The organism is Candidatus Saccharibacteria bacterium (assembly GCA_016700015.1).
Classification (GTDB): domain Bacteria; phylum Patescibacteriota; class Saccharimonadia; order Saccharimonadales; family Saccharimonadaceae; genus Saccharimonas.
In genome coordinates, this window is the sequence record CP064995.1 from 345,382 (window position 1) to 367,723 (window position 22,342).

Annotated in this window: 20 protein-coding genes; 15 read left to right on the forward strand and 5 right to left on the reverse strand. The window is 48.9% G+C overall.

The window, feature by feature from the left end:
- The first annotated feature begins 13 nt into the window (after positions 1-13).
- The 12 genes from IPM09_01865 to IPM09_01920 all read left to right on the forward strand — a co-directional run bounded on the left by IPM09_01865 (position 14) and on the right by IPM09_01920 (position 18,608).
- On the forward strand, positions 14-1,012 hold the full coding sequence (locus tag IPM09_01865) for a hypothetical protein (GenBank protein ID QQS22269.1): 999 nt from the start codon (positions 14-16) through the stop codon (positions 1,010-1,012).
- Between the two features lie 2 nt (positions 1,013-1,014).
- Complete coding sequence (locus IPM09_01870) at positions 1,015-3,093, forward strand: hypothetical protein (protein ID QQS22270.1); 2,079 nt, start codon at positions 1,015-1,017, stop codon at positions 3,091-3,093.
- A gap of 48 nt (positions 3,094-3,141) precedes the next feature.
- The gene (locus tag IPM09_01875; GenBank protein QQS22271.1) at positions 3,142-4,857 is read left to right on the forward strand and encodes a hypothetical protein; all 1,716 of its coding nucleotides are present in this window, start codon (positions 3,142-3,144) and stop codon (positions 4,855-4,857) included.
- Between the two features lie 115 nt (positions 4,858-4,972).
- Positions 4,973-7,060, forward strand: coding sequence for an elongation factor G (gene fusA, locus IPM09_01880; GenBank protein QQS22272.1), 2,088 nt, complete (start codon positions 4,973-4,975; stop codon positions 7,058-7,060).
- Positions 7,061-7,182: 122 nt separating this feature from the next.
- Entirely contained in the window at positions 7,183-14,211 is a 7,029-nt protein-coding gene (locus tag IPM09_01885) for a hypothetical protein (protein ID QQS22273.1), read from the forward strand.
- A gap of 13 nt (positions 14,212-14,224) precedes the next feature.
- Entirely contained in the window at positions 14,225-14,536 is a 312-nt protein-coding gene (locus IPM09_01890) for a hypothetical protein (protein QQS22274.1), read from the forward strand.
- Between the two features lie 141 nt (positions 14,537-14,677).
- Positions 14,678-15,550 (forward strand): hypothetical protein, encoded by an 873-nt coding sequence (locus tag IPM09_01895; protein QQS22275.1) that lies wholly within the window; start codon positions 14,678-14,680, stop codon positions 15,548-15,550.
- Between the two features lie 25 nt (positions 15,551-15,575).
- Positions 15,576-16,106 (forward strand): hypothetical protein, encoded by a 531-nt coding sequence (locus IPM09_01900; protein ID QQS22276.1) that lies wholly within the window; start codon positions 15,576-15,578, stop codon positions 16,104-16,106.
- Positions 16,107-16,256: 150 nt separating this feature from the next.
- Positions 16,257-16,619 carry a transposase gene (locus IPM09_01905; GenBank protein ID QQS22277.1) on the forward strand — a complete coding sequence of 121 codons (363 nt, stop codon included), beginning with the start codon at positions 16,257-16,259 and terminating at the stop codon, positions 16,617-16,619.
- 416 nt (positions 16,620-17,035) lie between these two features.
- On the forward strand, positions 17,036-17,215 hold the full coding sequence (locus IPM09_01910; protein ID QQS22278.1) for a hypothetical protein: 180 nt from the start codon (positions 17,036-17,038) through the stop codon (positions 17,213-17,215).
- Positions 17,216-17,418: 203 nt separating this feature from the next.
- Entirely contained in the window at positions 17,419-17,952 is a 534-nt protein-coding gene (locus IPM09_01915; protein ID QQS22279.1) for a hypothetical protein, read from the forward strand.
- A gap of 137 nt (positions 17,953-18,089) precedes the next feature.
- Positions 18,090-18,608 (forward strand): hypothetical protein, encoded by a 519-nt coding sequence (locus tag IPM09_01920; protein ID QQS22280.1) that lies wholly within the window; start codon positions 18,090-18,092, stop codon positions 18,606-18,608.
- 143 nt (positions 18,609-18,751) lie between these two features.
- Here IPM09_01920 and IPM09_01925 read toward each other — a convergent pair whose 3' ends face one another.
- Positions 18,752-18,973, reverse strand: a complete 222-nt coding sequence (locus IPM09_01925) for a hypothetical protein (GenBank protein ID QQS22281.1) — start codon at positions 18,971-18,973, stop codon at positions 18,752-18,754.
- Between the two features lie 178 nt (positions 18,974-19,151).
- On the opposite strand from IPM09_01925, the gene IPM09_01930 reads away from it, so the two are divergent.
- The gene (locus IPM09_01930) at positions 19,152-19,280 is read left to right on the forward strand and encodes a hypothetical protein (protein ID QQS22282.1); all 129 of its coding nucleotides are present in this window, start codon (positions 19,152-19,154) and stop codon (positions 19,278-19,280) included.
- A 67-nt stretch (positions 19,281-19,347) separates the two neighbouring features.
- On the opposite strand, the gene IPM09_01935 is transcribed toward IPM09_01930, so the two are convergent.
- Entirely contained in the window at positions 19,348-19,704 is a 357-nt protein-coding gene (locus IPM09_01935) for a hypothetical protein (protein ID QQS22283.1), read from the reverse strand.
- A 155-nt stretch (positions 19,705-19,859) separates the two neighbouring features.
- Here IPM09_01935 and IPM09_01940 point away from each other — a divergent pair, with 155 nt between their 5' ends.
- Positions 19,860-20,024: a hypothetical protein gene (locus IPM09_01940; protein ID QQS22460.1), complete on the forward strand. Its 165-nt coding sequence runs from the start codon at positions 19,860-19,862 to the stop codon at positions 20,022-20,024.
- Positions 20,025-20,028: 4 nt separating this feature from the next.
- On the opposite strand, the gene IPM09_01945 is transcribed toward IPM09_01940, so the two are convergent.
- Positions 20,029-20,184, reverse strand: a complete 156-nt coding sequence (locus IPM09_01945) for a hypothetical protein (protein QQS22284.1) — start codon at positions 20,182-20,184, stop codon at positions 20,029-20,031.
- A gap of 96 nt (positions 20,185-20,280) precedes the next feature.
- Positions 20,281-20,478 carry an NUDIX domain-containing protein gene (locus tag IPM09_01950; protein ID QQS22285.1) on the reverse strand — a complete coding sequence of 66 codons (198 nt, stop codon included), beginning with the start codon at positions 20,476-20,478 and terminating at the stop codon, positions 20,281-20,283.
- Between the two features lie 252 nt (positions 20,479-20,730).
- Here IPM09_01950 and IPM09_01955 point away from each other — a divergent pair, with 252 nt between their 5' ends.
- Positions 20,731-21,597, forward strand: a complete 867-nt coding sequence (locus tag IPM09_01955) for an IS1595 family transposase (protein QQS22286.1) — start codon at positions 20,731-20,733, stop codon at positions 21,595-21,597.
- A gap of 48 nt (positions 21,598-21,645) precedes the next feature.
- On the opposite strand, the gene IPM09_01960 is transcribed toward IPM09_01955, so the two are convergent.
- Positions 21,646-22,182 carry a hypothetical protein gene (locus IPM09_01960; GenBank protein QQS22287.1) on the reverse strand — a complete coding sequence of 179 codons (537 nt, stop codon included), beginning with the start codon at positions 22,180-22,182 and terminating at the stop codon, positions 21,646-21,648.
- Between the last annotated feature and the right edge of the window lie 160 nt (positions 22,183-22,342).

The following is a 22,342-nucleotide window of genomic DNA, read 5'->3' on the forward strand; positions in this document are numbered from 1 at the left end:
TATAAATAACAATATGATTGATAGACAGCCGTCTGATAAATTTAATACCACTCCTGATGAAGCTGAGTTGTTTGCTTCGCTCAATGAGCAGCTGAGCGACCCACTTGTCGAGAATATATACACACAGGCACGCAAGTTTTTGCAGGACGCGAACACAACCGCAACTACTAATGAAGAACTGGTCGCTATGATACGAAAACTTGACGGACAATGGCCATATATGAATACGCCCATGTGGGTATCTGGCACGCTACATACGGCAGATGTTATATCTGGCCAGTTCCGCGCTCGACAGGTAGTTGACTTGCCGGTAATCTCAAATGGTTTTATGTTTGCACCGGCTACGACTGTTGTTGACGGTGAAGTTGTGCAAGCGGGTCATCGAATTGGTCATTCTGTGCACGTAAGAGATGATACCGGCGCAATGTCATTTCCGGGCTTCGTGAGTCTGGATGAACTTGATCATTTAGAACTTCCATTCCCATCGGTCGAGCGTAGGCTGCAGCGATTCGCCTATGATTTTCCAGAGTATGCGGCCGACATTGATACAATTGCATTCCAGGCGCGTCGCGATGACCAAATTGTCAAAGATATCGAAGCTTTTTATTTTGATGCTGACGTCGACGATCCGCTCGATCTTGAGGCTGTTCGTGATGCGATGGTGTACTTAACCTACAAGGCCGAACTTGAGCCCAATTTGCCGTACTATGTGTCATTTGTCGGTCCCTTCATTGGGGTTGGAAGTAACGGCGAGCCATATCCGAACTCTCTGCAATATCCCCAGCAAGGTGTGATCTCAATCCACCAAATATTGCTTCGTCCTGGCGATGTAACGATAAAACAGACCAACGGTCGTCAGCGGCTCGTACCGTTTATCGAAGCGACGCTCCATAGCGCAACGCGAGATGGGACAGACAAACACCTTCTCATTCCCTGCGGGGGTATTCAATGGATTGAGTCTGCGCGCTATACTTCGCCGCATGTTGCGCTATTCCGAGGCAAGGAGCCGTAGCGATGGCTGAGACACACGACGGTTCAGCTGATTTTGAGCCAGTACATTATAGCGCGGTTGCCGAACATGACGAAGTACTCGAAACGCTGAGGCAGCGTATCCGCGATGTTGAGCGTATGCTCCGCGAGGATGAGTTACATGTCAGCGATGACCAGTTTACTCAGCTTACATTGGCTATCGAAAATGATTGGCCCTATAGCGCTTCGCCGGTGAAGTTGTTTGCAAAACTCCGGGCCCTCAGTGAGGGTGCTCCACTGCCGAATGCTATGCGCGACGCCTATGGCGAGTACTATATTCCTGACGGTTCAGCGCTCATGACAGCATGGGGCATGGAGTTTGTGCCACTCGACGATGCATCGGCCATGAGGGCGGTGTACATGTTTAGTCAGGTAGGTTCAAGTGCCGATAGTCCCCGTTACTATTGCTTTGACGAGGATATCTTTTCGCTACAATTTGCAGAAATTGCTCCCGCGTCTCTTACCTGGCAACTCGAACGGCTAATGCCCGAAGCTATCACTGCTATTAACGCAGCGATCGAGGAGGGGGCGAGCCTGACCGACAAGATACGTGGTATGGAACACCTTTCGTTGAAATTACAGCCTTCAGAGTTCGGTGACTATAATATTCTTGATAAACTCGCGATGTACATGAACGATCGTTTGGGGATCGACCACCGTATTATGCATAATCTTGAGCTTGAGGGGTCGTTTATAATCACTGGTCATGATGATGAGGGCGATGAAATACAGTTTCCCGCAACCCTGAAAGAACCGTTCCATACCCCTGGGTATATTGGCTCCGTGCAGTTGGCTCTCGCAAAACAGCTAGATGGCAATGAAGCATATGTACCCCTGTTAACATTGTATACCCACACCGAGACAGATGGTGATGATGACGATGATGTGCTGCTTGTGCCGGTGGCGACCCTGCGCTCGGCAGTTTGTGTTCGGCCTCGCCTGTCGCTTGCCCGCAGTCTAGCGGCTCGGGTTGGTCCTGAATCGCTCGCTATTGAAGTGGCTGAGTACGATGACGCTCAAATTACCGACATAGCACCAGCAAGGGGCACGACTCACTACGAAACGATCCGCTACCATCAGACTTTGCTCTACGGTGCCCGAGAATTTGCTAAACAAGCGGCAAGTGTATGCTACGAAACAGCCGAAGATGCCATAGAAGCTGCCGAGACAGTTCAGCAGGCAATCGTCGATATGTTCGGTGACGACTGGGAGGCTATGGAACAACATACCTATGTGGCGGATGGTATAGGTATATCGATACCAAACTATCTTCACGATGGCTACGAGAACACTGAACCGGGGATGCCGGGTGGTGCAATAATTTTCCGTCCCAACCCCGAACAAAATATTCGCGAAAACAGCCTTATGGAGCGGTACCATGTATCTTTGGAAGAGGTTGTTGCCTATGTGGACCAAGTCGAAGAGGGGGAAGGCGATGTATCGTATAGGGTGGGGATTGAAATGGCAGTAAAAGTGCTTGACCGTCCGATTATGTATCGGCAGGCTATCCCGGGTTCTCGCCGCATTGCTCGTGATGTCAGTGTGACGGAGTATATATATGTACCGCTTGACGATACGGCGAGTTTACTCAATATTGACCTACACGATATGGAGCAGTTTAGTGTTGCTATGAAACGGTTTAAGCGTAGGCTTGAGGATATGCCTGATCTTAAAAAATCATACAGGGCTCTTTTAAAGCTTCAGCAAGCACTATTCTATGAGCGAGACGATGGTGAGCTGACATCGCTTCACCGCGTGGAATTATTGCAGGTACTAGGAGAGCAGGGTGGCGGTGATGAGCATGCCGCAGGACTAATCGTTGATTCACTCAGCGATTTACTGGGCGCAAAACGCCGGGTTAGCGTTGTGGGCGAAGTCCGGTACGAGGGCAAAGAGACTCATGCTGGAGCATTTGATGCAATAACAGGCGTAATCACTGATATCGTTTCTTCTTATGCGGGTTCGCCAGTTGAAGAGCCAATGCTTGTGTTTACGCGGCTCGACCCCACTGGCCCGACTCGGCTCTATGTGCCAATCGCTAGTCTAAAAGAATTCCATTTCTAACCTGTCTATGCTTGCAAATAGCGCGATATATTTGACACAATATAAAGTATGAGTGAGTATACATCTGCCAATCCCGACGACGCAAATCACGCGGCCGAAGAGCTGCTTGGTAAACTCGAATTATTTCGATTTGACCCTCTACTTCAGAAATTATTTGACGAAATTGAGATTGCTCAGGAGTCGCTCCCTGGCTACGACAAGCGCGAAGCCAAAGACCAGGTAAAACGACTTAATGAGATGCTACGCAGTACGGGCTGGATTGGTACACCGGTGGAGGTGACCGGTAAGCTGCGCATTGCGCCGTGGTGCGATATCGACGAAGCCTATAGCGATCATGTAGGGTCGCAGGCACGGAAAGGGCGAGACGAGCTAGGTGAATATTTTGAAGTAGTCGGCCTCAACATGGTGTGTGCGCTTATCGAAATTGATACCGAAACCTATGACGACGCCGCAACCGGGCGTTTTGTCATGACACTGACCACGCCCGACGCCATGGTCGATGCCGAAGATGAAGTCGACGATGTTGACCTGGAAGAGCTGCTAAACTCTGCCGGCGAGTATTATTTCTACCGATCAGACATTGTCGAGCTATCGTTTCGCGAGCCGTCGACCGAGCAGACTGGTGTTATGCTGGCCAACCATTACCCAAAGATTTTGCAGCGCATCCACCACGACATACCAGAGGGTCAGCCAGCAGGCCACCACATGCTCGGCGCACTAAAGCGATTTGAACTGGAATACGATGTGCGCTACACCAATGAGTTTTTGCAGCATATTGTCGATTATATTTATGCCCGTATTTGCCCCGACAGTGGACAGTATCGTTTCACGCTCGATGGTCTCATTGGCACCGCTGCTGTCGAGACTGGTTTAGAGTGGGAGCATATGCCGGAGCGAACAAAGCTTTCGGGAGTGATCGTAGGCTTTGATATGGTATGGGCTAACGACGCCTACCGCATGGCATTTGTTGTCGCCGAAGAGGCGGTTGCCTATGACGGCGGTTTCGAGCTTCGGCTCATCCCCGTAGATAGTGTGATGAAGCTTGAATGCTTAAGGCCTAGTCGCAAACGGTTTGGTGAGCTTGCGGTGCACGCCTTTACATCGCCAGAAGAGGTGATGGACTATTGGCGTGAAGCAGAGAGTAACCCCAGGCCCCTACCTGAAATCGTCGCACAACCAGAAGTACCTGGGTCTAATGATGAAATATTTGCGGCCCTCACCGACGGTTTAGTCAGTGAAATGCATGCAATTGCATATCACGATAGTGTTCTTGGCGCAGACCTTGTGTCTATCCAGCCCGACATTGATATGATTGTGACTGATTTTGCCGACCATGTGCGCATGTCTGAGGAATGGGACATCGATACGCCACTAAGTGCTAGTGATTTAGCTGCTATTAGTAAACTTATGGATAAAACACTTTCGCGCTTAGAGGCTTTGCGTGTAGGCGATAGGGTCGTAGCGGGTGGGCGGGTGCTTATTCTCGACGAGAGCGAGCCTGGTGTTAGTGATGTAGTGGTGGTTGACGAAGGCACTTGCATTGTCGGTACGAGCGTCAATACGGTCATTTGCGACGTGCCAGAACTAGCATTTTATGATGAAGAATCCGGCACAACTCCGCGGAGTACGATTGGTGTCGGGATACTGCTTGAAAATTGCCAAATTATAGATGGCGACGAAATACATGACGCGCCGTTTCATTCAAAGCAGGTGATTGTAGTGCTTTCACCGTCGCAAGGCACCGATTTCTACCAGGTTGTATAACGGAATTAGCCGGTTTCGCTACTAGTCACCCCAGGGAGAATGTGCTATACTACACCCCAAGTGCTATTTTCTAATGGCAAAAATTGGTAGCTAACTAAATAATAAGGAACAACGAATGGCAACTCCAACCAATGTCCCACTCAAGGACTTTAGAAACGTCGGTATTATCGCGCATATTGATGCTGGCAAAACAACCACAACCGAAGGTATTTTGTACCGTACTGGCCTGAGCCACAAAATCGGTGCCGTGCACGAAGGTGAAACGACGACCGACTGGATGGAGCAAGAGCGTGAGCGCGGTATCACTATCACCAGTGCGGCCGTGACGTGTTTTTGGAAAGACCACAAAATCAACATCATTGACACTCCTGGTCACATTGACTTTACAGCTGAAGTAGAGCGTAGTTTGCGCGTGCTTGACGGTGCCGTGACAGTATTTGACGGCAAAATGGGCGTGGAAGCACAGAGTGAAACGGTGTGGCGCCAGGCCAACAAGTACGGTGTGCCGCGTATCTGTTTCATCAACAAAATCAACCAGACTGGTGGCGACTTTTACAAATCGCTCCAGAGTATTCACAATCGTCTCAGCAAAAATGCGCTACCTATCCATTTGCCAATTGGGTTTGAAAAAGACATCAATGGTGTTGTTGACCTTGTTGACATGAAAGCCTATACGTATGGTGACTTTACTGATCATGAGCTTGTGCAAGGTGAAGTTCCTGCCGATATGCTCGAAAAAGCTAAGAACGCGCGTAGTCTACTGGTTGAGGCCGCTGTCGAGGCCGACGACGCGCTGATGGAGAAGTTCTTCGAGCACGGTGAAGAAGCGATTAGCGTAGAGGAGTTAAAGGTTGCTTTGCGTAAGCGTGTGCTGGCAGGCGACTTTTATCTTGTTACGGGTGGCGATGGCCGCGGTGTCATTGTCGAAAAGGTGCTCGACCTCATGGTTGACTATTTGCCAAGTCCGCTTGATGTAGCTGAAATATGGGGCAAAAACCCTAAAACTGGCGACGAAGTGAGCCGCAAACCTGACGACAAAGAACCAATGGCTGCGCTGGCCTTTAAGCTCGCAACCGACCCATTTGTCGGTAAGCTGATTTTTGTGCGCGTGTATAGTGGTGTGTTGACGGCCGGTAGCTACGTGCTCAATACCACTACTGGCGAAAAAGAACGCATCGGGCGTATTGTCCGTATGCACGCCGACAAGCGTGAAGATGTCGACAAGGTTGGTGCTGGCGACATTGCCGCAGTCGTGGGGCTCAAAGGCACCTTCACTGGCCATACACTTTGCGACGTCGCTCACCCGATTGCGCTTGAAGCGATTACATTCCCTGAACCCCCAGTCAGTATTGCTGTCGAGCCAAAAACCAAAGCCGACCAAGAAAAAATGGGCATTGCCTTGCAACGCCTGGCCGAAGAAGACCCAACCTTCCGTGTGCATACCGACGACGAAACTGCTCAAACGATTATGAGCGGTATGGGCGAGCTTCACCTCGAAATTCTGATCGACCGCATGAAGCGCGAATTTAATGTTGAGGCCAATGTTGGTGAGCCGCAAGTCGCCTTCCGTGAAACCATCAAAGGTACCGCCGAAGTGCAGGGCAAGCACGCCAAGCAGTCTGGTGGACGTGGTCAGTATGGTGACGTATGGGTACGCTTTGAGCCAAATGAACCTGGCAAAGGCTTCGAATTTATCGACGCTATTAAGGGTGGTGTGGTGCCACAAGAATACCGCCCAGCCGTACAAAAGGGTATTCGTGAAACACTCGATGGCGGTGTGATTGCCGGCTATCCAGTGGTTGATGTCAAAGCAACGCTCTACGATGGTAGCTATCACGATGTTGACTCAAGCGAACTCGCCTTTAGCCTAGCTGGTAGCCTTGCTGCCCGCGCTGGTGTGAAGCAGGCCACTCCGATCATCCTTGAACCCGTCATGCATGTCGAAGTGACTACACCCGAAGAATTCATGGGTGATATCATCGGCGACCTCAATAGCCGTCGTGGCCGTATAGAAAGCATGGAAGACCTGATGGGCGGCGCCAAGCTGATTAAGGCGATTGTGCCACTTGCCAACATGTTTGGCTATACTGGAGACATCCGCAGTATGAGCCAAGGCCGCGCTGCCAGCACCATGGAGCTCGCGCACTACGAAGAAGTCCCGCCAAACGTGGCGCAGGAAATCATCGAAAAGCGCAGCAAGTAACGACCACTTGTCGACAGCTATGCAAGAACCCCTTTATCCACAAAGGGGTTCTTAGTTTGTGCTTAAATCTACTTGTTTTTCCTACCTGTCGCTCGTATGATAAAAGCAACAAGGGAGGTTATATGCGGGGATATGTTGGTGTATTTGGTCGGGGCAAAAAGGTTATTCAGCGCAGTGCGCTGTTTTTTCTTACCTTTATGCTTGTGTTTGGGCTTATTGAACCGGGTATTTACCGCGCCTATGCCGAAAGTAACTCCCAGAAAGTGTTTCGCACCGACTACAAGCTAGACCCACTTTTGTCACAAAACCCAGCCACAAGCACGGTGCTCACCGAAAGCGGAGGTACTGAGCTACAACGCCCACTTGCCGAAAACGCCAGGCAATACCGCTATGAAGATACCACCAAGCGAACAAGTAACACATCGACGTCCGTCAACAATGATGGTACAAAAACACTCCTGTATAGCCAAAAGCAGCTTAACTACAAACAGGGCAACAAATGGGAGAAAATAGATAACCAGCTTTCCGCAACCGAGAACATAGCGCCAGCGGCTAATTTGTGGCAAATCCTCACCAACACCGCACCTAAAGCAGATGCTCCGAGCGAGTACACAGGCAAGGCCGGACAGGCAGCTGTGGCCATGAAACGCTCCAATGAAGGCATTAGTATAGCCATCGCCAACAAGACCATCACCATGACTCCAGTGGGAGCGGCTGGGGCAAAACCAGAAAAAATTGATGACACATCGGTTTTATACCGCGACGTTTGGCCCGGGATCGATCTGCAGTATGAGCTTCGCGGCGAAGCCATCAAAGAAGCAATCATCATTAAATCAAAATCCGCAAAGACAAACTTCGAGTTTATGTTTGGCGGTGGGAGTTTGAAGCAACATCCAAAATATGAGGGCAAGTTAACTGTTGAGGGTCTGCCCGACAGTTATGTTCTTGGTGACCTGTCGGTTCAGCTTAATGACCGTGGAGTCATCAGCGAGCAGCCTATGACGCAAAAAATAGTGGATGGCAAGCTTGTTGTTTCGCTCGACGCAAAGTGGTATGCGGCGTTGCCAGAGTCATCATTTCCAATACGTATAGACCCTACGCTCGGACCAGTCAATGACCAGACTGACTGGATGTTTAAGTCAGATGGATACTCGTGCAACGGCTGGACATGCTGGATCAATACCGGCTCTATCTACGACAACGGTTGGAAAAGCTGGCGCACACTGTTCCAGTTTCCATACCCAGAGCTTGCAGGCAAGCGCATTGTTAATGCAAACATGCACGGTACGTTTCAGCCTAACGCCAATGGTGATACCAATGGTAGAAACATCTATATGGGCCATGCGACATGCATTGGATTTAACTGTACGGGTATTTACATTGGTAATGCATGGGCGGGGACTGATTTTGACATCAACTTCACCAATGAACTGAATAACACGGTTGCATCGGGCGACATGGGCGCGGTATGGAGTGTGTGGGGTGAAGAGGGCGCGTACAAGAGTTTCAAGCCATATCACTACATGACAGCAACCGTGGTGTATGACACGCCGACCCCAGTTGCTCCGGCTGTTTCACCTGCAAATGCACAAGTTGTTGTTGACACACAGCCAACACTTCGTGTTAACGCGGTTACAGATGCCGATGGCGATACAGTTCAATATTATTTCAGGGTAAGCACTAACCCCGACGCCGAAAGTGGAGCAGTCATCAATTCGGGATGGATTTCGTCCCCGCAATGGACAATACCCGATGGCGTACTACAAGACGGTACCACATACTACTGGCATGTGTACACTCTTGGTGCGACTCAGACAAATCCAAACTGGACGCGCAACTTTAAAGTAGATCTACGTACGGGCAAAGACAGCACTCAGAGCTATGACACAGTCGGTCCGGTGGGTATCGACCTTGCGACTGGAAATGCCACCATGGGCGTGGGCACTCACGGTATGAAGGCACTGGGTGGTACAATCGGCCTAAACCTTAGCTACAACACGCCAAACCGGGCAAAAAGGGGCTTAAGTGCCGAGTACTGGAATTTACCTGCAAACTATAGTTTTGCGAGTGGTGCGCCCAGCTCGGCTGCCACCGTGACAAGGCGTGACCAAAACATCGACAACAACTGGAGTAGTGGATCACCCACGCCGGCGATAACCAACGATTGGTTCTACGCGCGCTGGACGGGGCAGTTTGTGGCGCCGGTCACGGGTACGTACAATTTTGGCGGGTCCAATGATGACACAATGAGGGTGTGGGTAAATGGTGCCGAGCAATACAACCAGAATTGCTATAGTGGCATATGCTATGACACGACGAAAAGTATAAGCCTGAGCGCAGGGCAGGCGGTGCCGATCAAAGTTGAATACCTAGATGCCGTTGGTGCGGCCAATGCTAAATTGTATGTCAAAGGCGCGGTGCCGGAGCAGGTAGTGTCGTCAGACTGGCTCTATAGCGACGTGGTCAATTCTCCGCTCGGCTATGGTCTGACCGGTCGGTACTATACGGACAATGCCAATGCTCACGACTTCGATGCCGCAGCAGCTGATCCATTTCGTCTTATGATGCAGCGAGTTGATAGCAGTATGACTCTCAACTTTGGATTGAATGGGCCAGCACAAGGACTCCAGGCCGACAACTTTATGGCGCGCTGGACTGGCTACATAACCGTTCCCACTGCTGGTAGCTATACGCTCGGTGCTACTTCGGACGACGGTATCCGTATAAAAGTAAATACTGGCACCTGGCAAACGCCACTCGATAGTTTGGTTGACCATGCCGGTACCTACTGGGGTAGTGCGGTGTCACTGCCCGCCAACACGCCTATTCCGATCCAGGTCGACTGGTATGACCACGGTGGCGGTGCTCAGCTAAACCTACAGGTGCAGGGCAATGGCTATGCCGCACAGTCTGTGCCAGCTACCTGGCTCACGCCAGACGCCAATGTGCTCCCCGCACAGTGGAAGCTTGGTATTGATGCCGACGGCAATGTTGCCTACGAGCGGCTACGAGTAACTACGAACTCAGTGATTCTCGAAGATTCAACCGGCAGTACACATGAGTACGGCTACAAAAACGGCGGCTACACGCCCCCGGTCAACGAAGACGGCACGCTGAGCAAAAACGCCGACAACACCTATACCTTGGCCGACACCGACGGCCGAACGTATGTATTCAACGCCGACGGTACGCTGCAATCGGTATCGTCACCAACTGACGATCGTCAGCCTGCTGCGCTCAAATACACTTACGGCGGATCGCCATCACGACTGCTCAAAATCGAAGACGGTACCACCAGCGCCCGCTATGGGACGGTCATATACAAAGGTGTCAACGAAACCAACAATATATGCGACAAAAACGGCACCAACAATCCTTCGGCGCTGTTTGGTCTCATCAGTAGCTTTGCCGATGCACCAAGTGGTAAACTGTGTGCCTTCACTACCAGCGATGGCGACACGACAAACTTCTACTACGACAGTAGCGGTAACTTGGCACGCATTGTACAGCCAGGCGGGCAGGTGACCGACTATGCCTACGACCAGTATGGGCGTATTACCGACGTGCGCGATAGTGTCGCGGCCGATGCAATCGCGGCTGGTATCCGTGCTGTCGATAATAGTGTATTGACCACACTAACCTACGACACTCTTGGCCGTATTAGTTCGGTCAAAGCACCAGCTGCTACGGCAGCTGCTCAGCGGCTCGAGCATGCACTTGGCTATAAATTATCAAGCCAGCTACCTGTGAGTCGTTTCTACAACCTCACTACTGGCGATCACCGCGCCAGTATAGCGTCCAACCTGCCTGGCTACATACTCGAATTTACCCATGGCTACATATTCAAAGATAGCGGTACCAACCTCACCCCACTATATAGTTGCGTTGTTGGCACAAGCAATGAAATGGTGTCGCTCGACAGCAACTGTGAAGGAACGGGGATTTTGGGCAGGCTCGGCTACGCCTACGATCGTACCAAGCCGCAACCAGCAGGGACTGTGCCGCTGTATCGGTGCCGTGTCGGTGGTGAACACTTTACCTCTACTCAGAGCAACTGCGATGGCTATATATTCGAGTTCTTGCTAGGCTACCTGAGTATAGGATTTGACTACCAAGGTATTGCCGAACTACACATTGCCGGTGCCAGCGAACCGAGCGGCTATAGCAAGCGTATTCAGTATGACACCCTGCTACGCACCACTGCCGAAACCGACCTAACCGGCAAGTCTGTCAAAACCGAGTGGGATAGTGTGAAAGACCTTCAGCTCAGCAAGACCGACGCTACTGGAATGAAGAGCACAACAATCTACGACGTGCTCGACCGCGCAACTGATAGCTATGGCCCTGCGCCCAGCGCGTGGTTTGGAGCCGACAGGAAGCCTGTTGCCGCGCAGGTGAACAATGTGCCCCATACCAGCACGGGCTATGACGAGTCGGATGGTATGAAGGGCCCGGCGGTGTCGTGGTACGACGTAAAAGGCAAAACCCTGACCGGTGCGCCGCGTTACAATACGACGGGCTTCAGTAGCGACCTTTCACGGCTTTGGTACGACAACAACAACTTTGCATTACCAATTACTCCAGGAGTAGGGATGGATGGTGTAGGGCTACGGGCCACGGCTAAACTCATGACCCCACCCGCTACCGGTCAATACAAGCTATTAGTTTGCTACACAGATGCCATACGCGTGTTTGTCGATAACCAACTTCAGTTTAACCAGTGGGACAATCGCAATTCCACGGTTGTCTGTGGCTACTCGGGCTTATTCACCCTCACTGCCGGGACTGCGCCAAACCTCGTCATCGAAGCGGCCAAATATGGCTCTCGACTGGCATTTTCGATCAATCTGTATCGTGCAGATAACACCCTTGTCAGCACAGCGAGTGGCGTGAACGATCGCTGGTCGCCCCTCGGCATTACCGCCGGCTACAACCTTACCACTAGCACCACTGCCTACGACAGCCAGCTCGGCAATGTCACTAGTACCACCCAATATGCCAACCCTGCCTATGGAACAGTCGGCAGCACTACGCTCGACCCAACTGGGCTAAACTATGTGTCTCAGGCTACGTACGAAGCCCCAGGGGCGGGCTATCTGCGCCAGACGAGCAAAACACTGCCCGGTGGTGCCACGACCACCTATCAGCACTATGGTGGCACCGAAACAGCCGACAACCCCTGCACACCCGAAACCGACCCGGCACCACAAGCGGGTATGCCAAAAGGAAAGGTAGACCCCACCGGCCGCACTACCACCACTGTGTACAACCATTCGGGCGACGTAGTAGCTACACGCTACAATAGCGACCCGTGGACGTGTACCAGCTACGACACCCGCGGTCGCGTAACCCAAACAGTAGTGCCGTACATGAACAGCAAAAACGGCCGTACTATAGCTAACAACTATGCCGTCGGTGGCAATCCGCTTGTCACTAGCACTACCGACGACAGTGGTACTATATCGGTCGAAAACGACTTGCTCGGCCGCACCGTCAAATACACCGATGCAAAAAACAACGTCACCACGAACACGTACGACGATTTCGGCAAACTCACAAGCCGTACTAGCCCCATTGGCACCGAAAGCTACGAATACGACCAGTACGACCGGCTCGTGAAACAAAAACTCGACACCGTGACCATGGCGACCGTCACGTACGACGAATTTAGCCGCATTCAGTCCGTGCAGTACCCAGCAGGCATGAGCCTAAGTAGTATAACGCGCGACACGCTCGGTAGAGAAAACAGCAATACTTATACGCTGGCAAACGGCCAAACACTCACCGACCAAATAACTAGGTATACGAGTGGCGACATTCAAAACGGCACCGAACTGGGGGTTGGCAAATCCTACATCTACGACAAAGCCGGTCGCTTAACAAGTGCCACTATCGGCAGCAATACCTATAGCTACGGTTTTGGCGCCCAGCACGCTAGCTGTAGCCTGCCAGCTGGGTATGATGCAGGTAAAGACGGCAACCGCACCAGCATGACAGTCAACGGCCAAACCACTACGTATTGCTACAACAACGCCGATCAGCTGGTAAGCGGCAGCGACCCATCGCTCACAAATGTCCAGTACGACACCCACGGCAATACTACTAGCCTTGGTGACGCTACTCATAAAACAACCTTTGGCTACGACTCCACTGATCGTAACACAAGTATCGGAGGCAATGGCACCACTAGCTTCATCCGTGACGTCCAGAGCCGTATCGTCACACGCGAGCATAAAGACGGAGCGGGCACCACCACTAGCCTCGTCAACTATGGCTTCACTGGCAGTGGCGACACTCCCGACTTCCTCACCGACAATACTGGTACAGTGGTGCAAAAGTATCTGACACTCCCGGGTGACGTGTTAGTGACCATCAAACCCCAATCCACCAGTGCTGGTGCCACTACCTATAGCGTGCCTAATATCCATGGCGATGTGATGGCGACAGTCAACGCCGACGGAGCCCTTACCAGCACCTTCCTGACTGGCCCTTTCGGCGAAGTACTCCCCACCCAACCACAGACTACTACCACACGTGGCGGTGCGCTCACCACCCCAGAACCACTGCAACAACTCGCCCCATCGTCTACTCCAACCAACACTGCATCCGGCACCACCTACAGCTACGTCGGTCAACACGAGAAGATGACGGATATAGAAACCAGTGCTATAGTGGGTGGTATCACCCAAATGGGTGCGCGTGTTTACATACCAGTGCTAGGACGGTTTCTGAGTATTGACCCGGTAGATGGTGGTGTAGATAACAATTACAACTATCCAAATGATCCGGTGAATAACTTCGATTTGAGCGGAGAGGCGCAGCACGGTAAGCAGCAGGCGAAACCTAAAGTCTTATCGTATAGGGAACAGGAACTTTTAAATGGTCCAAAAACTAAAATTAACTCAAAAGAGTATCAAAAAGCTCTCGACAAAGTTAAATACAATGAAAAGATATCGGGCGTAAGGAAATCACGATGGTCAAACTCGAAACCATCAACTCCGACACTCAAACCAAGTGGAAAAACATCGACGCCTAAAGTCAATATATCTGCCAAGCCAACTACACGCCTTCCGATAATTTGGATGATCATAATGCCTAAGACGATCTATAATGGGTTGCTGTACGGGCCGGGTGGCGGAGCTCCCGTATAGAAAGGAATCAAATATGAAATTAAAGCAATGGTATGGAGTTCGATCGCTGGTATTCGATCCAGATAATGAGTTTTACGAGGAGCGCACGGTTATTGTTTTAGCAAATTCAAAAGATGGGGCATTAACGAAAGTAGCCAAGCATACGAACGAATACTGTAAATCGGTTGGACTTGAAGACTGTTTATACAGCGAGGTATTCAAATTAGTTGACAAAGATATTGGAGATTTAACAGAGGTGTATTCATGTATGCGGTATAGCGATTTTACTCCTAAGCAATATGTGAACAAGTTTTTAGCTACCGGGGATGAGGTTAATTTAGAGTAAAATGATGGTGTTAATGCCTCATTCTGAGGACAAGGTATTTACATAAATATTCGAATTTGGAGAGATAAGTTCAGGATATAATATTTCCATTACACCTTGACAATTAATTCACCCGATTTCTTCGCTGATCCATGAGGCACAGTGACGCAGAAATACCTCAGCCTTGCCGGTGGTATACGCGTCACCATCAAACCACAAAGCACTAGTGCTGGTGCTACCACCTACAGCCTCAGTAACCTGCATGGTGATACCATGGCAACAGTGAATGCCGATGGTACCCCAACCATCATCACCCCCACCGGCCCCTTCGGTGAACAACTAGCAAATCATACCGCACCCACCAACGCCACACCTGGCACCAGCAACGACTACCTCGGTACTCATGCTAAAGCCACCGAAACAGACTACCTGACTCGTCCTATCCAAATGGGAGCCAGAGTCTATATACCAGAACTAGGCAGGTTTATGCAGATGGACCCGGTGGAGGGAGGAACGCTGAATGATTATGTGTATGCACAGGATCCGGTGAATCAAACCGATACAACTGGTGAGTTCTTGGCAAATCTAATTCGGATTGCAGTCGTCGCACTGTTTAAGCTTGTACCAAAGCAAGCAGTAAAGCAAACAGCGAAGAAAGCAACGAAGGCTGTCGTAAAACAAGAAGTAAAAACGATTGCGAAGCAGGTTACAAGGCAAGAAATAAAGAATATTGCCAGCACAACACCAAAGCAAATGTCGTACAACGCGCAGAAAACAGTCGACTTCCTAAAGAATAATGACTTTAAGTTTTCAGCGCAATTCACTAAAGGAGGCGGCCAGTGGTTAAACGATGGTCGAGCAGGCTCGCAGCTACTACCAAAAGAGTATCTTGGTAAGCCAATAAATTATACAGAGTGGGATGTCCAGCCAATGTTGCAAAATGGCTTGCGCGGCTCGGAGCGTATAATTAGAGGCAGCGATGGGTCAATATGGCACACCGCCGACCACTATAAGACGATAATAAGAATTGAGTGAGAGTATAAAAATGAATATTGAGAATATGAAAATGCTTATTACTAAATCAGGAGCGGAACTTCAAACCGGCCTCACAGACGATGAAATAAATGAGATAGAGCGCGTTTTCGGTGCTCCCATGCCCGCCGACTTTAAAGAAATGCTTCACCACTTCCTACCGATTGGTAATATGTTCTACGACTGGCAAAAGCCACAGAACGTGCACGATGATTTTTATCGAGATTTAGAAAATGTGATACGTTTCGATATTTCTAATAATAACTTTTGGTGCCCACTATTTGGCGACAAACCGCAAAGTATAGATGAATCGGTTGCTAAGGCTATGGCAGCGATACACAATGCGCCACCGCTTTTTCCAATATACTCACACCGATGCGCTGCACGTAGCGCATCTCGAGATAAGTCAGTTGTAATATCACTATACCAATTCACTGACTCGGCAGTATACGGAGTAGGTATAGAGGATTATTTGATGCGCGAATTCGGCAATCAAGACAACGTATCAATGATTGAAAACGTACATGTACCGTTTTGGTCGGAGTGCTTAGAGCTTTAAGATTGGGGCAGGTTACAGTAAAGGAGTTGAGGCCTGGTCTTGACATTCTGACACACGAAATTTCTGATTTCTTTCCAGGGTCAGGCCCCGACATAATGGAGGAGCCAGGGTTTATCCCCGGAGATTCGGAAATAGTATATAGTATAGTTTATGCCCAATAAAAATACAGTTAAGATTTTTGTCGCAAATACCTATTATCACGTATATAGCCGTGGTTGGAATCTGAATAAAATATTTCGAGATGAGAGTGATTACAAATACTTCGAATTACTATTGATGCGCGCGTTCGCCCCCGAGGCTGTCGCAGATGAACGAGGGCGGCTATATCGCAACTTTTATAACGACGCGCGCCTTAATGCCTACTGTCTCATGGGAAACCATTTCCACCTCCTTGTACATATCTACGACGAGTCAGGACTGAGCAGGGCAATGAAAAGCATCCTCACTTCGTATTCCATGTATTTCAACAAAAAGTACAAACAACGCGGCAAGCCTGTTCGAGTCTACGTATAAAGCCGTACCCATCATCGAAGATGGCCAATTGATGCACATCACACGATATATCCACCTAAACCACCATCGTTTTCACGAATGGTCACACTCAAGCTACGCGGATTATGTAAATAATAGGTGTCGCAGCTGGATAGATATCCGACCACTCCTAGAACTATTTATTTCACCAGATCACTACAGGGATTTTGTCGATAATTATGAATCACTCCAGCGAGAACGCGATACGATAAAGCGAGAACTAGCAGATAGTTAATTGTATAATTTATAACATATAATCGTATCTTCCAGGGATAAACCCTTGAAGAAACGCTTGAAGCATTTCTGTCGCGGCCATGCTACAGCCAGTGACAAAAGACTCTGGTACCGCACTAAAGGTCGGTGAGGCTGTTGTGCGAACTATGCAGATAATGGCCCCCATGGGCGCGACATCGAGAGGGAACACAAAGTCGACTAGCACAACAAAGGCGACGCAAACAACAAAGGTCTCAACACCGCAGACACAAATTGCGATTAACAAAGCAGTTGGAGCTGCAGCAGAGACGCAAGTGGCAAAACAATTACAGACGGCCTATGGCAGTTCAAGCGTTTTATCATAACCGTCTTACTATACTTCGTTGGGCTATAGATATCCAGATTTCCAGGTGTATCCACAAAACGCACTACCGTTTAATGTTGAAGTAAAGAGTGGCAATGCTATGTATGGTGGGTTGCAATACCAGAAGGATCGAGAGATATTCGACATGTATGGTATTGAGACTCAGGTCATATATGTTAATAATATAACCTGGAGATAATATAAGTGAAAAAGAAATACATAAGCGTTACCAAACTGAAGCTTGAGAAGCTATTTGGCAAGGGAAACATACAAACTGTGGGCCTAGACACGACTACAGAAAAGAGGAACGCTGTAAAAAAAAGACCTCAACCTTCATATAGTTACAAGCTTGATGATGTATCATGGCACCAGATGTCAGATCACTTGACGGGTCTTGAGGGAGTGCATATTGCTTTGATGCTCTGTGCTCTGGTCGAAAAAGATGCATACAAAAGAGAAGAAATAGTGCGGACGGTGTCTGAATGCAGTATGACTCCACTCGAGCAGCTGTCTATACTATCGGACAACAAGCTTTTTTCAAACGACTTTAAACAACCCTATCGACAGTGGTTGGAGAAGCACTATGACAGCCTATACCTACCATCACTTGAAGACGGCACTCTACATCTTTCAAGGAGTCCCCGAGCTAGTGCACCTTACAATATATCTGACTCGTGGGAAAATGTTAATGTGGTAAAAAAATTTATAACTAGACATCTGAATACTGACGCTTCCTGATGCGCATGAGCCCACCGATGATGAGAGCATAGCGCAGCGAGGTGGGTATCCGTGGAGAAATAAGCAGAACCTAATGATGCCGGGCCCATTGAATAAATATGCATAGGATGCAATATTAACAAGGAGAATATTGAACCATGGTGACTGAAAACGATTTGCAAAAGATAAGAAGTAGCGGCCTCGGAGTGTATTGTACTAGTAGTGGATCTGAGTCGTATATCTACTATGAAGAGCGTAATCTAGGAAAGTTAGCCGATATGGGACGAGCGGAGTTGCTGGATGCGCAGGCGAAGGTGTTTCACCATTATCTCTGGGGCCCTGATGGTCATAGCGGCCTCTCTGCTCGCTTTAAAAACCATCTTTCTGGCGACTATGGTAAAGATATTTCTCTTGTGCTCTTGCGGTTCAATGTCAACCCTCTGCCAAATTGGCCGGCTATGAAAGATGTCGATAATTACCGACCAAGCGAAAAATCTATCGGTGCGTGGATTACTATCGATGACGAATACTTTTCGCTACCTGACGATGCTGCAAAAGAGCGATTTGTCCGCGATAGAATACTCGATAGGCTAGAGACAATAAGCAAGCGCTTTAAAGCACGTAAGCTAGATGCAGACATCGACCGTCTGATCGATGATGTCAAGAAGATATTCTAGGCTGTAAGAGCCAGAGCCTGAGACTTATGAAGTGACCCTGGGCATAAAGGCCTGGGTATAAAGGCCTGGCCCTGGAAAAGAATATTGGTATAAAGGCCTGGCCCTGGAAAAGAATATTTAGTACATAATATTGCTGTCGTACCTTAACGACCCACTCCCCCGACTTCCTCACCAACCCCACGGGTACCATCACCCAAAAATACCTCAGCCTTGCCGGTGGTATACGCGTCACCATCAAACCACAAAGCACTAGTGCTGGTGCTACCACCTACAGCCTCAGTAACCTGCATGGTGATACCATGGCAACAGTGAATGCCGATGGTACCCCAACCATCATCACCCCCACCGGCCCCTTCGGTGAACAACTAGCAAATCATACCGCACCCACCAACGCCACACCTGGCACCAGCAACGACTACCTCGGTACTCATGCTAAAGCCACCGAAACAGACTACCTGACTCGTCCTATCCAAATGGGAGCCAGAGTCTATATACCAGAACTAGGCAGATTCATGCAGATGGATCCGGTGGAGGGAGGAACACATGTTTGGCTATACTGGCGACATCCGCAGTATGAGCCAAGGCCGCGCTGCCAGCACCATGGAGCTCGCGCACTACGAAGAAGTCCCGCCAAACGTGGCGCAGGAAATCATCGAAAAGCGTTCGAAATAGCTTGAGCCATGCGTACAAACTAATACACCCCGATCTCTCGGGGTGTATTACTCCTGAGAAATCGGGGCTAGAACGAGCCGGCGAAGCCGGCTTTGTCGAACATCATCTCTTCGATGATGCCAACTTCCTGCCAGTCAAACGCGCCATCGCGGGCGCAGAGCCGCAGCGCTTCACCCACCCGCCACACGGCTTCCAGGACGGCGAAATAGTAAAAGTTGTTGCGCTCGTGATCCTTGACTGTTCTGACGACCGCCATGTAGTCGATGGCGTCCCAGCGCATTTCATAGGTAACGCGCGTGCCATCGCTCGCGAGGACGGTGAGAAACAACGAGTTTCCTGTTCCGGGGTGTGCACACATCTCCACCTGGCCGGTGCCAACACTCTGTATGAGGCTACGCGGTGTGACAGTGGTACGAGCAGACATGTTGTCTCCTATCTCTCTGCTTTATAATAAAATATCATTATATTATAATTTTGTCAACTAATACTATCACTTACAGCTCACTTAACTTGCATGTTGGCACAATACTAGCCGTCAATCCCGATAGAACACTAACCGTTATCGTTCACCCTATCCAAATGGGAGCCAGAGTCTATATACCAGTACTGGGCAGATTCATGCAGATGGATCCAGTGGAGGGAGGAATAGCAAATAACTATGTGTATGTGACTGATCCTATAAACCAATTAGACCTGAATGGGAAGTGGAGTATAGGCGGACTGTTTAAGAGTGCTGTCTCGTAATTTACTATTCGTCGATGAATACCTGTTTGTCGAGTGGTGGGTTTGTAAGCATCTGCTTTACGAACTTCGGTAGCACTTTGACATCAGATAGTTCGTCTAGTAAAAACCACCGACATTCTTCGACGGCACCGTTCTTGTCGTGGTCGATATGCGCTGCCATACCCTCTGGGGTTTGCCGGTTGTCGTCGGCGATAGAGGTGCGCCAGAATGTCTCGAGAGAAACCTTGTCTTTTTCGGGCTCGCGGAACTCCCGTACCTATAGTAGAGAATCAACATGAACGCTGTAGCCAGTTTCTTCGGTAACCTCACGTTTTACACTGTCTTTTACCGATTCGTCCTCAAACTCCCAGCCTCCCCCGGGTGGGTACCAAAAGTTTGCATCTTTGTTGCGGGCGAGCAGTATCTTATTGCTGTCTATAATGAGCGCGCGGATGATTACTCTTAGCTTAGTCATGCAGGCTATTGTAGCAAAATTGTGTATCACTATGAATATCGTTGATTCTGGTAGCGAAAGGTGGATATACCCTCTGAGCAAGTAGACAGTATTCGGTTTGATGAAAATCACGCCTGATGATATGATATACAAGATTGACGAGTCAGCTTTCTACACCAAGTTATGATGACTCCAAGGGTGGACTACAAATAGCCTAAAGGCGAGGTACGTAATGGTGTGCGACTTTGCAGAAGGTCTATTTAGTGTATCTCGATGCAAGATAAGCACCAATCCTTATCAAAATACACAGTCCAACAATTTAACAAAGAATATCCAGACGACACAGCGTGTTTGCGTGCAGTGCTGAAAAATCGCTACGCCGAAACATGCCCTCGTTGCGGCACTATCGGGGTAAAATGGCATCCGATTACTGGACGCAAGGGATTCGTCTGTTCTGAATGCGACAGCCATGTTTATCCGCTCGCAGGAACGATATTCGAAAACTCAACCACAAGTCTGTGGAGCTGGTTTTATGTGATCTATCTATTCTCAGTCGCTCGAAATGGCATATCGGCAAGAGAAGTAGAACGCCAACTTGGCGTCACTTATAAAACAGCATGGCGCATGTGCAGACAAATACGTTTACTCATGCAAGATAAAACCCCAATGCTCGAAGGAACTGTTGAAGTAGATGAAACCTACATCGGTGGTAGACATCGCAGGAAGTATGGTTTTTCAAAAAAAGCACCCGTATTCGGAGCTATTGAGAGAGGTGGATATGTTAAAACAGTCCATGTTAAAAGTACTGGAGCAAGAGTTCTCTTGCCGCAAATCTATTCAAAGGTGAAAACAAAAACAAGTGTTTATAGTGACGACTATCGTGCATATAAAAAGCTTGCGTGGTTTGGCTATGAGCACGCTTCCGTAAATCACTCTAGATGGCAATGGGCCGATGGTGATGTTTGCACTAACACAATTGAAGGATACTGGAGCCACCTTAAACGCTCCATTCGCGGAACTCACTGTTGGGTATCGAAAAAACACCTACAATTATATCTAGACGAACATTCGTTTCGATACAATCACCGAAGCGAGGTTATTTTCCCGTACTTGATTCAACGGGTTTGGACGCTTTCTTGATAAGTTTTTTGAATAATTCTTTGCTCATACGACCACTGTACATTGTCCTTATTTGGATGCAATATCGTTATATATAGCCTCTGCATCAAAATAATTTTTATTTTTATCTACACCACCTTTTGCTGACTTGATACGAATTAGCATGTCACCAAACCTACTACAAATATATGAGTAGCGGTTTAAGTCTTCTTCAGCGCATAAATCTTTGCTCATATCTTGAATGGTTCCTGTATCAAATGCTTCGGGTGCTATGTATTCTTTGTACTTCTCTTGCATACAGGTCTTCTTAGTGTAGAAGTCTTTGTCGCCATCACCGTCTACGTCTTTATAGATCCCGCAAACAGATTCAATTGACGCCGATCTAGTGAAGCTCATATCCTTGGTGTCTACCGTTGTGACCCACTTATAGAAGTCCAAGTACTTGTGCTTTGGCTTTTTAGGCTTTTCTTTTACTTGAGATACTTTGGATTTATCTTCGATGGACGCATCCGATTTCGGTAATAAAACACTCGCCACTACCAACATCGCTATAAGGTAAATGCATATTGCAAGACCTATAAAAAACCACTTCAGTATTTTCTTCATAATATACCCCCCATGTTTGAAAATTTCTAATAAAAAAGGACAACCGTTGCAGGTTGTCTAGACTTTTCAAAGCAGGGTATACCCAACTTCTATCAACGGTTGCCCATTTCCGAAGTCGGGGTAATAAATAACCCTGCTGCATTGAAAAATCTAGACAGGG

What these genes read in the sequence shown, in the direction of transcription:
- IPM09_01865 (QQS22269.1), top strand. Translation starts at nt 14, where the DNA reads ATGATTGATAGACAGCCGTCTGATAAATTTAATACCACTCCTGATGAA.
- IPM09_01870 (QQS22270.1), top strand. Translation starts at nt 1,015, where the DNA reads ATGGCTGAGACACACGACGGTTCAGCTGATTTTGAGCCAGTACATTAT.
- IPM09_01875 (QQS22271.1), top strand. Translation starts at nt 3,142, where the DNA reads ATGAGTGAGTATACATCTGCCAATCCCGACGACGCAAATCACGCGGCC.
- fusA (QQS22272.1), top strand. Translation starts at nt 4,973, where the DNA reads ATGGCAACTCCAACCAATGTCCCACTCAAGGACTTTAGAAACGTCGGT.
- IPM09_01885 (QQS22273.1), top strand. Translation starts at nt 7,183, where the DNA reads ATGCGGGGATATGTTGGTGTATTTGGTCGGGGCAAAAAGGTTATTCAG.
- IPM09_01890 (QQS22274.1), top strand. Translation starts at nt 14,225, where the DNA reads ATGAAATTAAAGCAATGGTATGGAGTTCGATCGCTGGTATTCGATCCA.
- IPM09_01900 (QQS22276.1), top strand. Translation starts at nt 15,576, where the DNA reads ATGAAAATGCTTATTACTAAATCAGGAGCGGAACTTCAAACCGGCCTC.
- IPM09_01905 (QQS22277.1), top strand. Translation starts at nt 16,257, where the DNA reads ATGCCCAATAAAAATACAGTTAAGATTTTTGTCGCAAATACCTATTAT.
- IPM09_01910 (QQS22278.1), top strand. Translation starts at nt 17,036, where the DNA reads ATGGGCGCGACATCGAGAGGGAACACAAAGTCGACTAGCACAACAAAG.
- IPM09_01920 (QQS22280.1), top strand. Translation starts at nt 18,090, where the DNA reads ATGGTGACTGAAAACGATTTGCAAAAGATAAGAAGTAGCGGCCTCGGA.
- IPM09_01930 (QQS22282.1), top strand. Translation starts at nt 19,152, where the DNA reads ATGTTTGGCTATACTGGCGACATCCGCAGTATGAGCCAAGGCCGCGCT.
- IPM09_01935 (QQS22283.1), bottom strand. Translation starts at nt 19,704, where the DNA reads ATGTCTGCTCGTACCACTGTCACACCGCGTAGCCTCATACAGAGTGTT.
- IPM09_01940 (QQS22460.1), top strand. Translation starts at nt 19,860, where the DNA reads ATGGGAGCCAGAGTCTATATACCAGTACTGGGCAGATTCATGCAGATG.
- IPM09_01945 (QQS22284.1), bottom strand. Translation starts at nt 20,184, where the DNA reads ATGGCAGCGCATATCGACCACGACAAGAACGGTGCCGTCGAAGAATGT.
- IPM09_01950 (QQS22285.1), bottom strand. Translation starts at nt 20,478, where the DNA reads ATGACTAAGCTAAGAGTAATCATCCGCGCGCTCATTATAGACAGCAAT.
- IPM09_01955 (QQS22286.1), top strand. Translation starts at nt 20,731, where the DNA reads ATGCAAGATAAGCACCAATCCTTATCAAAATACACAGTCCAACAATTT.
- IPM09_01960 (QQS22287.1), bottom strand. Translation starts at nt 22,182, where the DNA reads ATGAAGAAAATACTGAAGTGGTTTTTTATAGGTCTTGCAATATGCATT.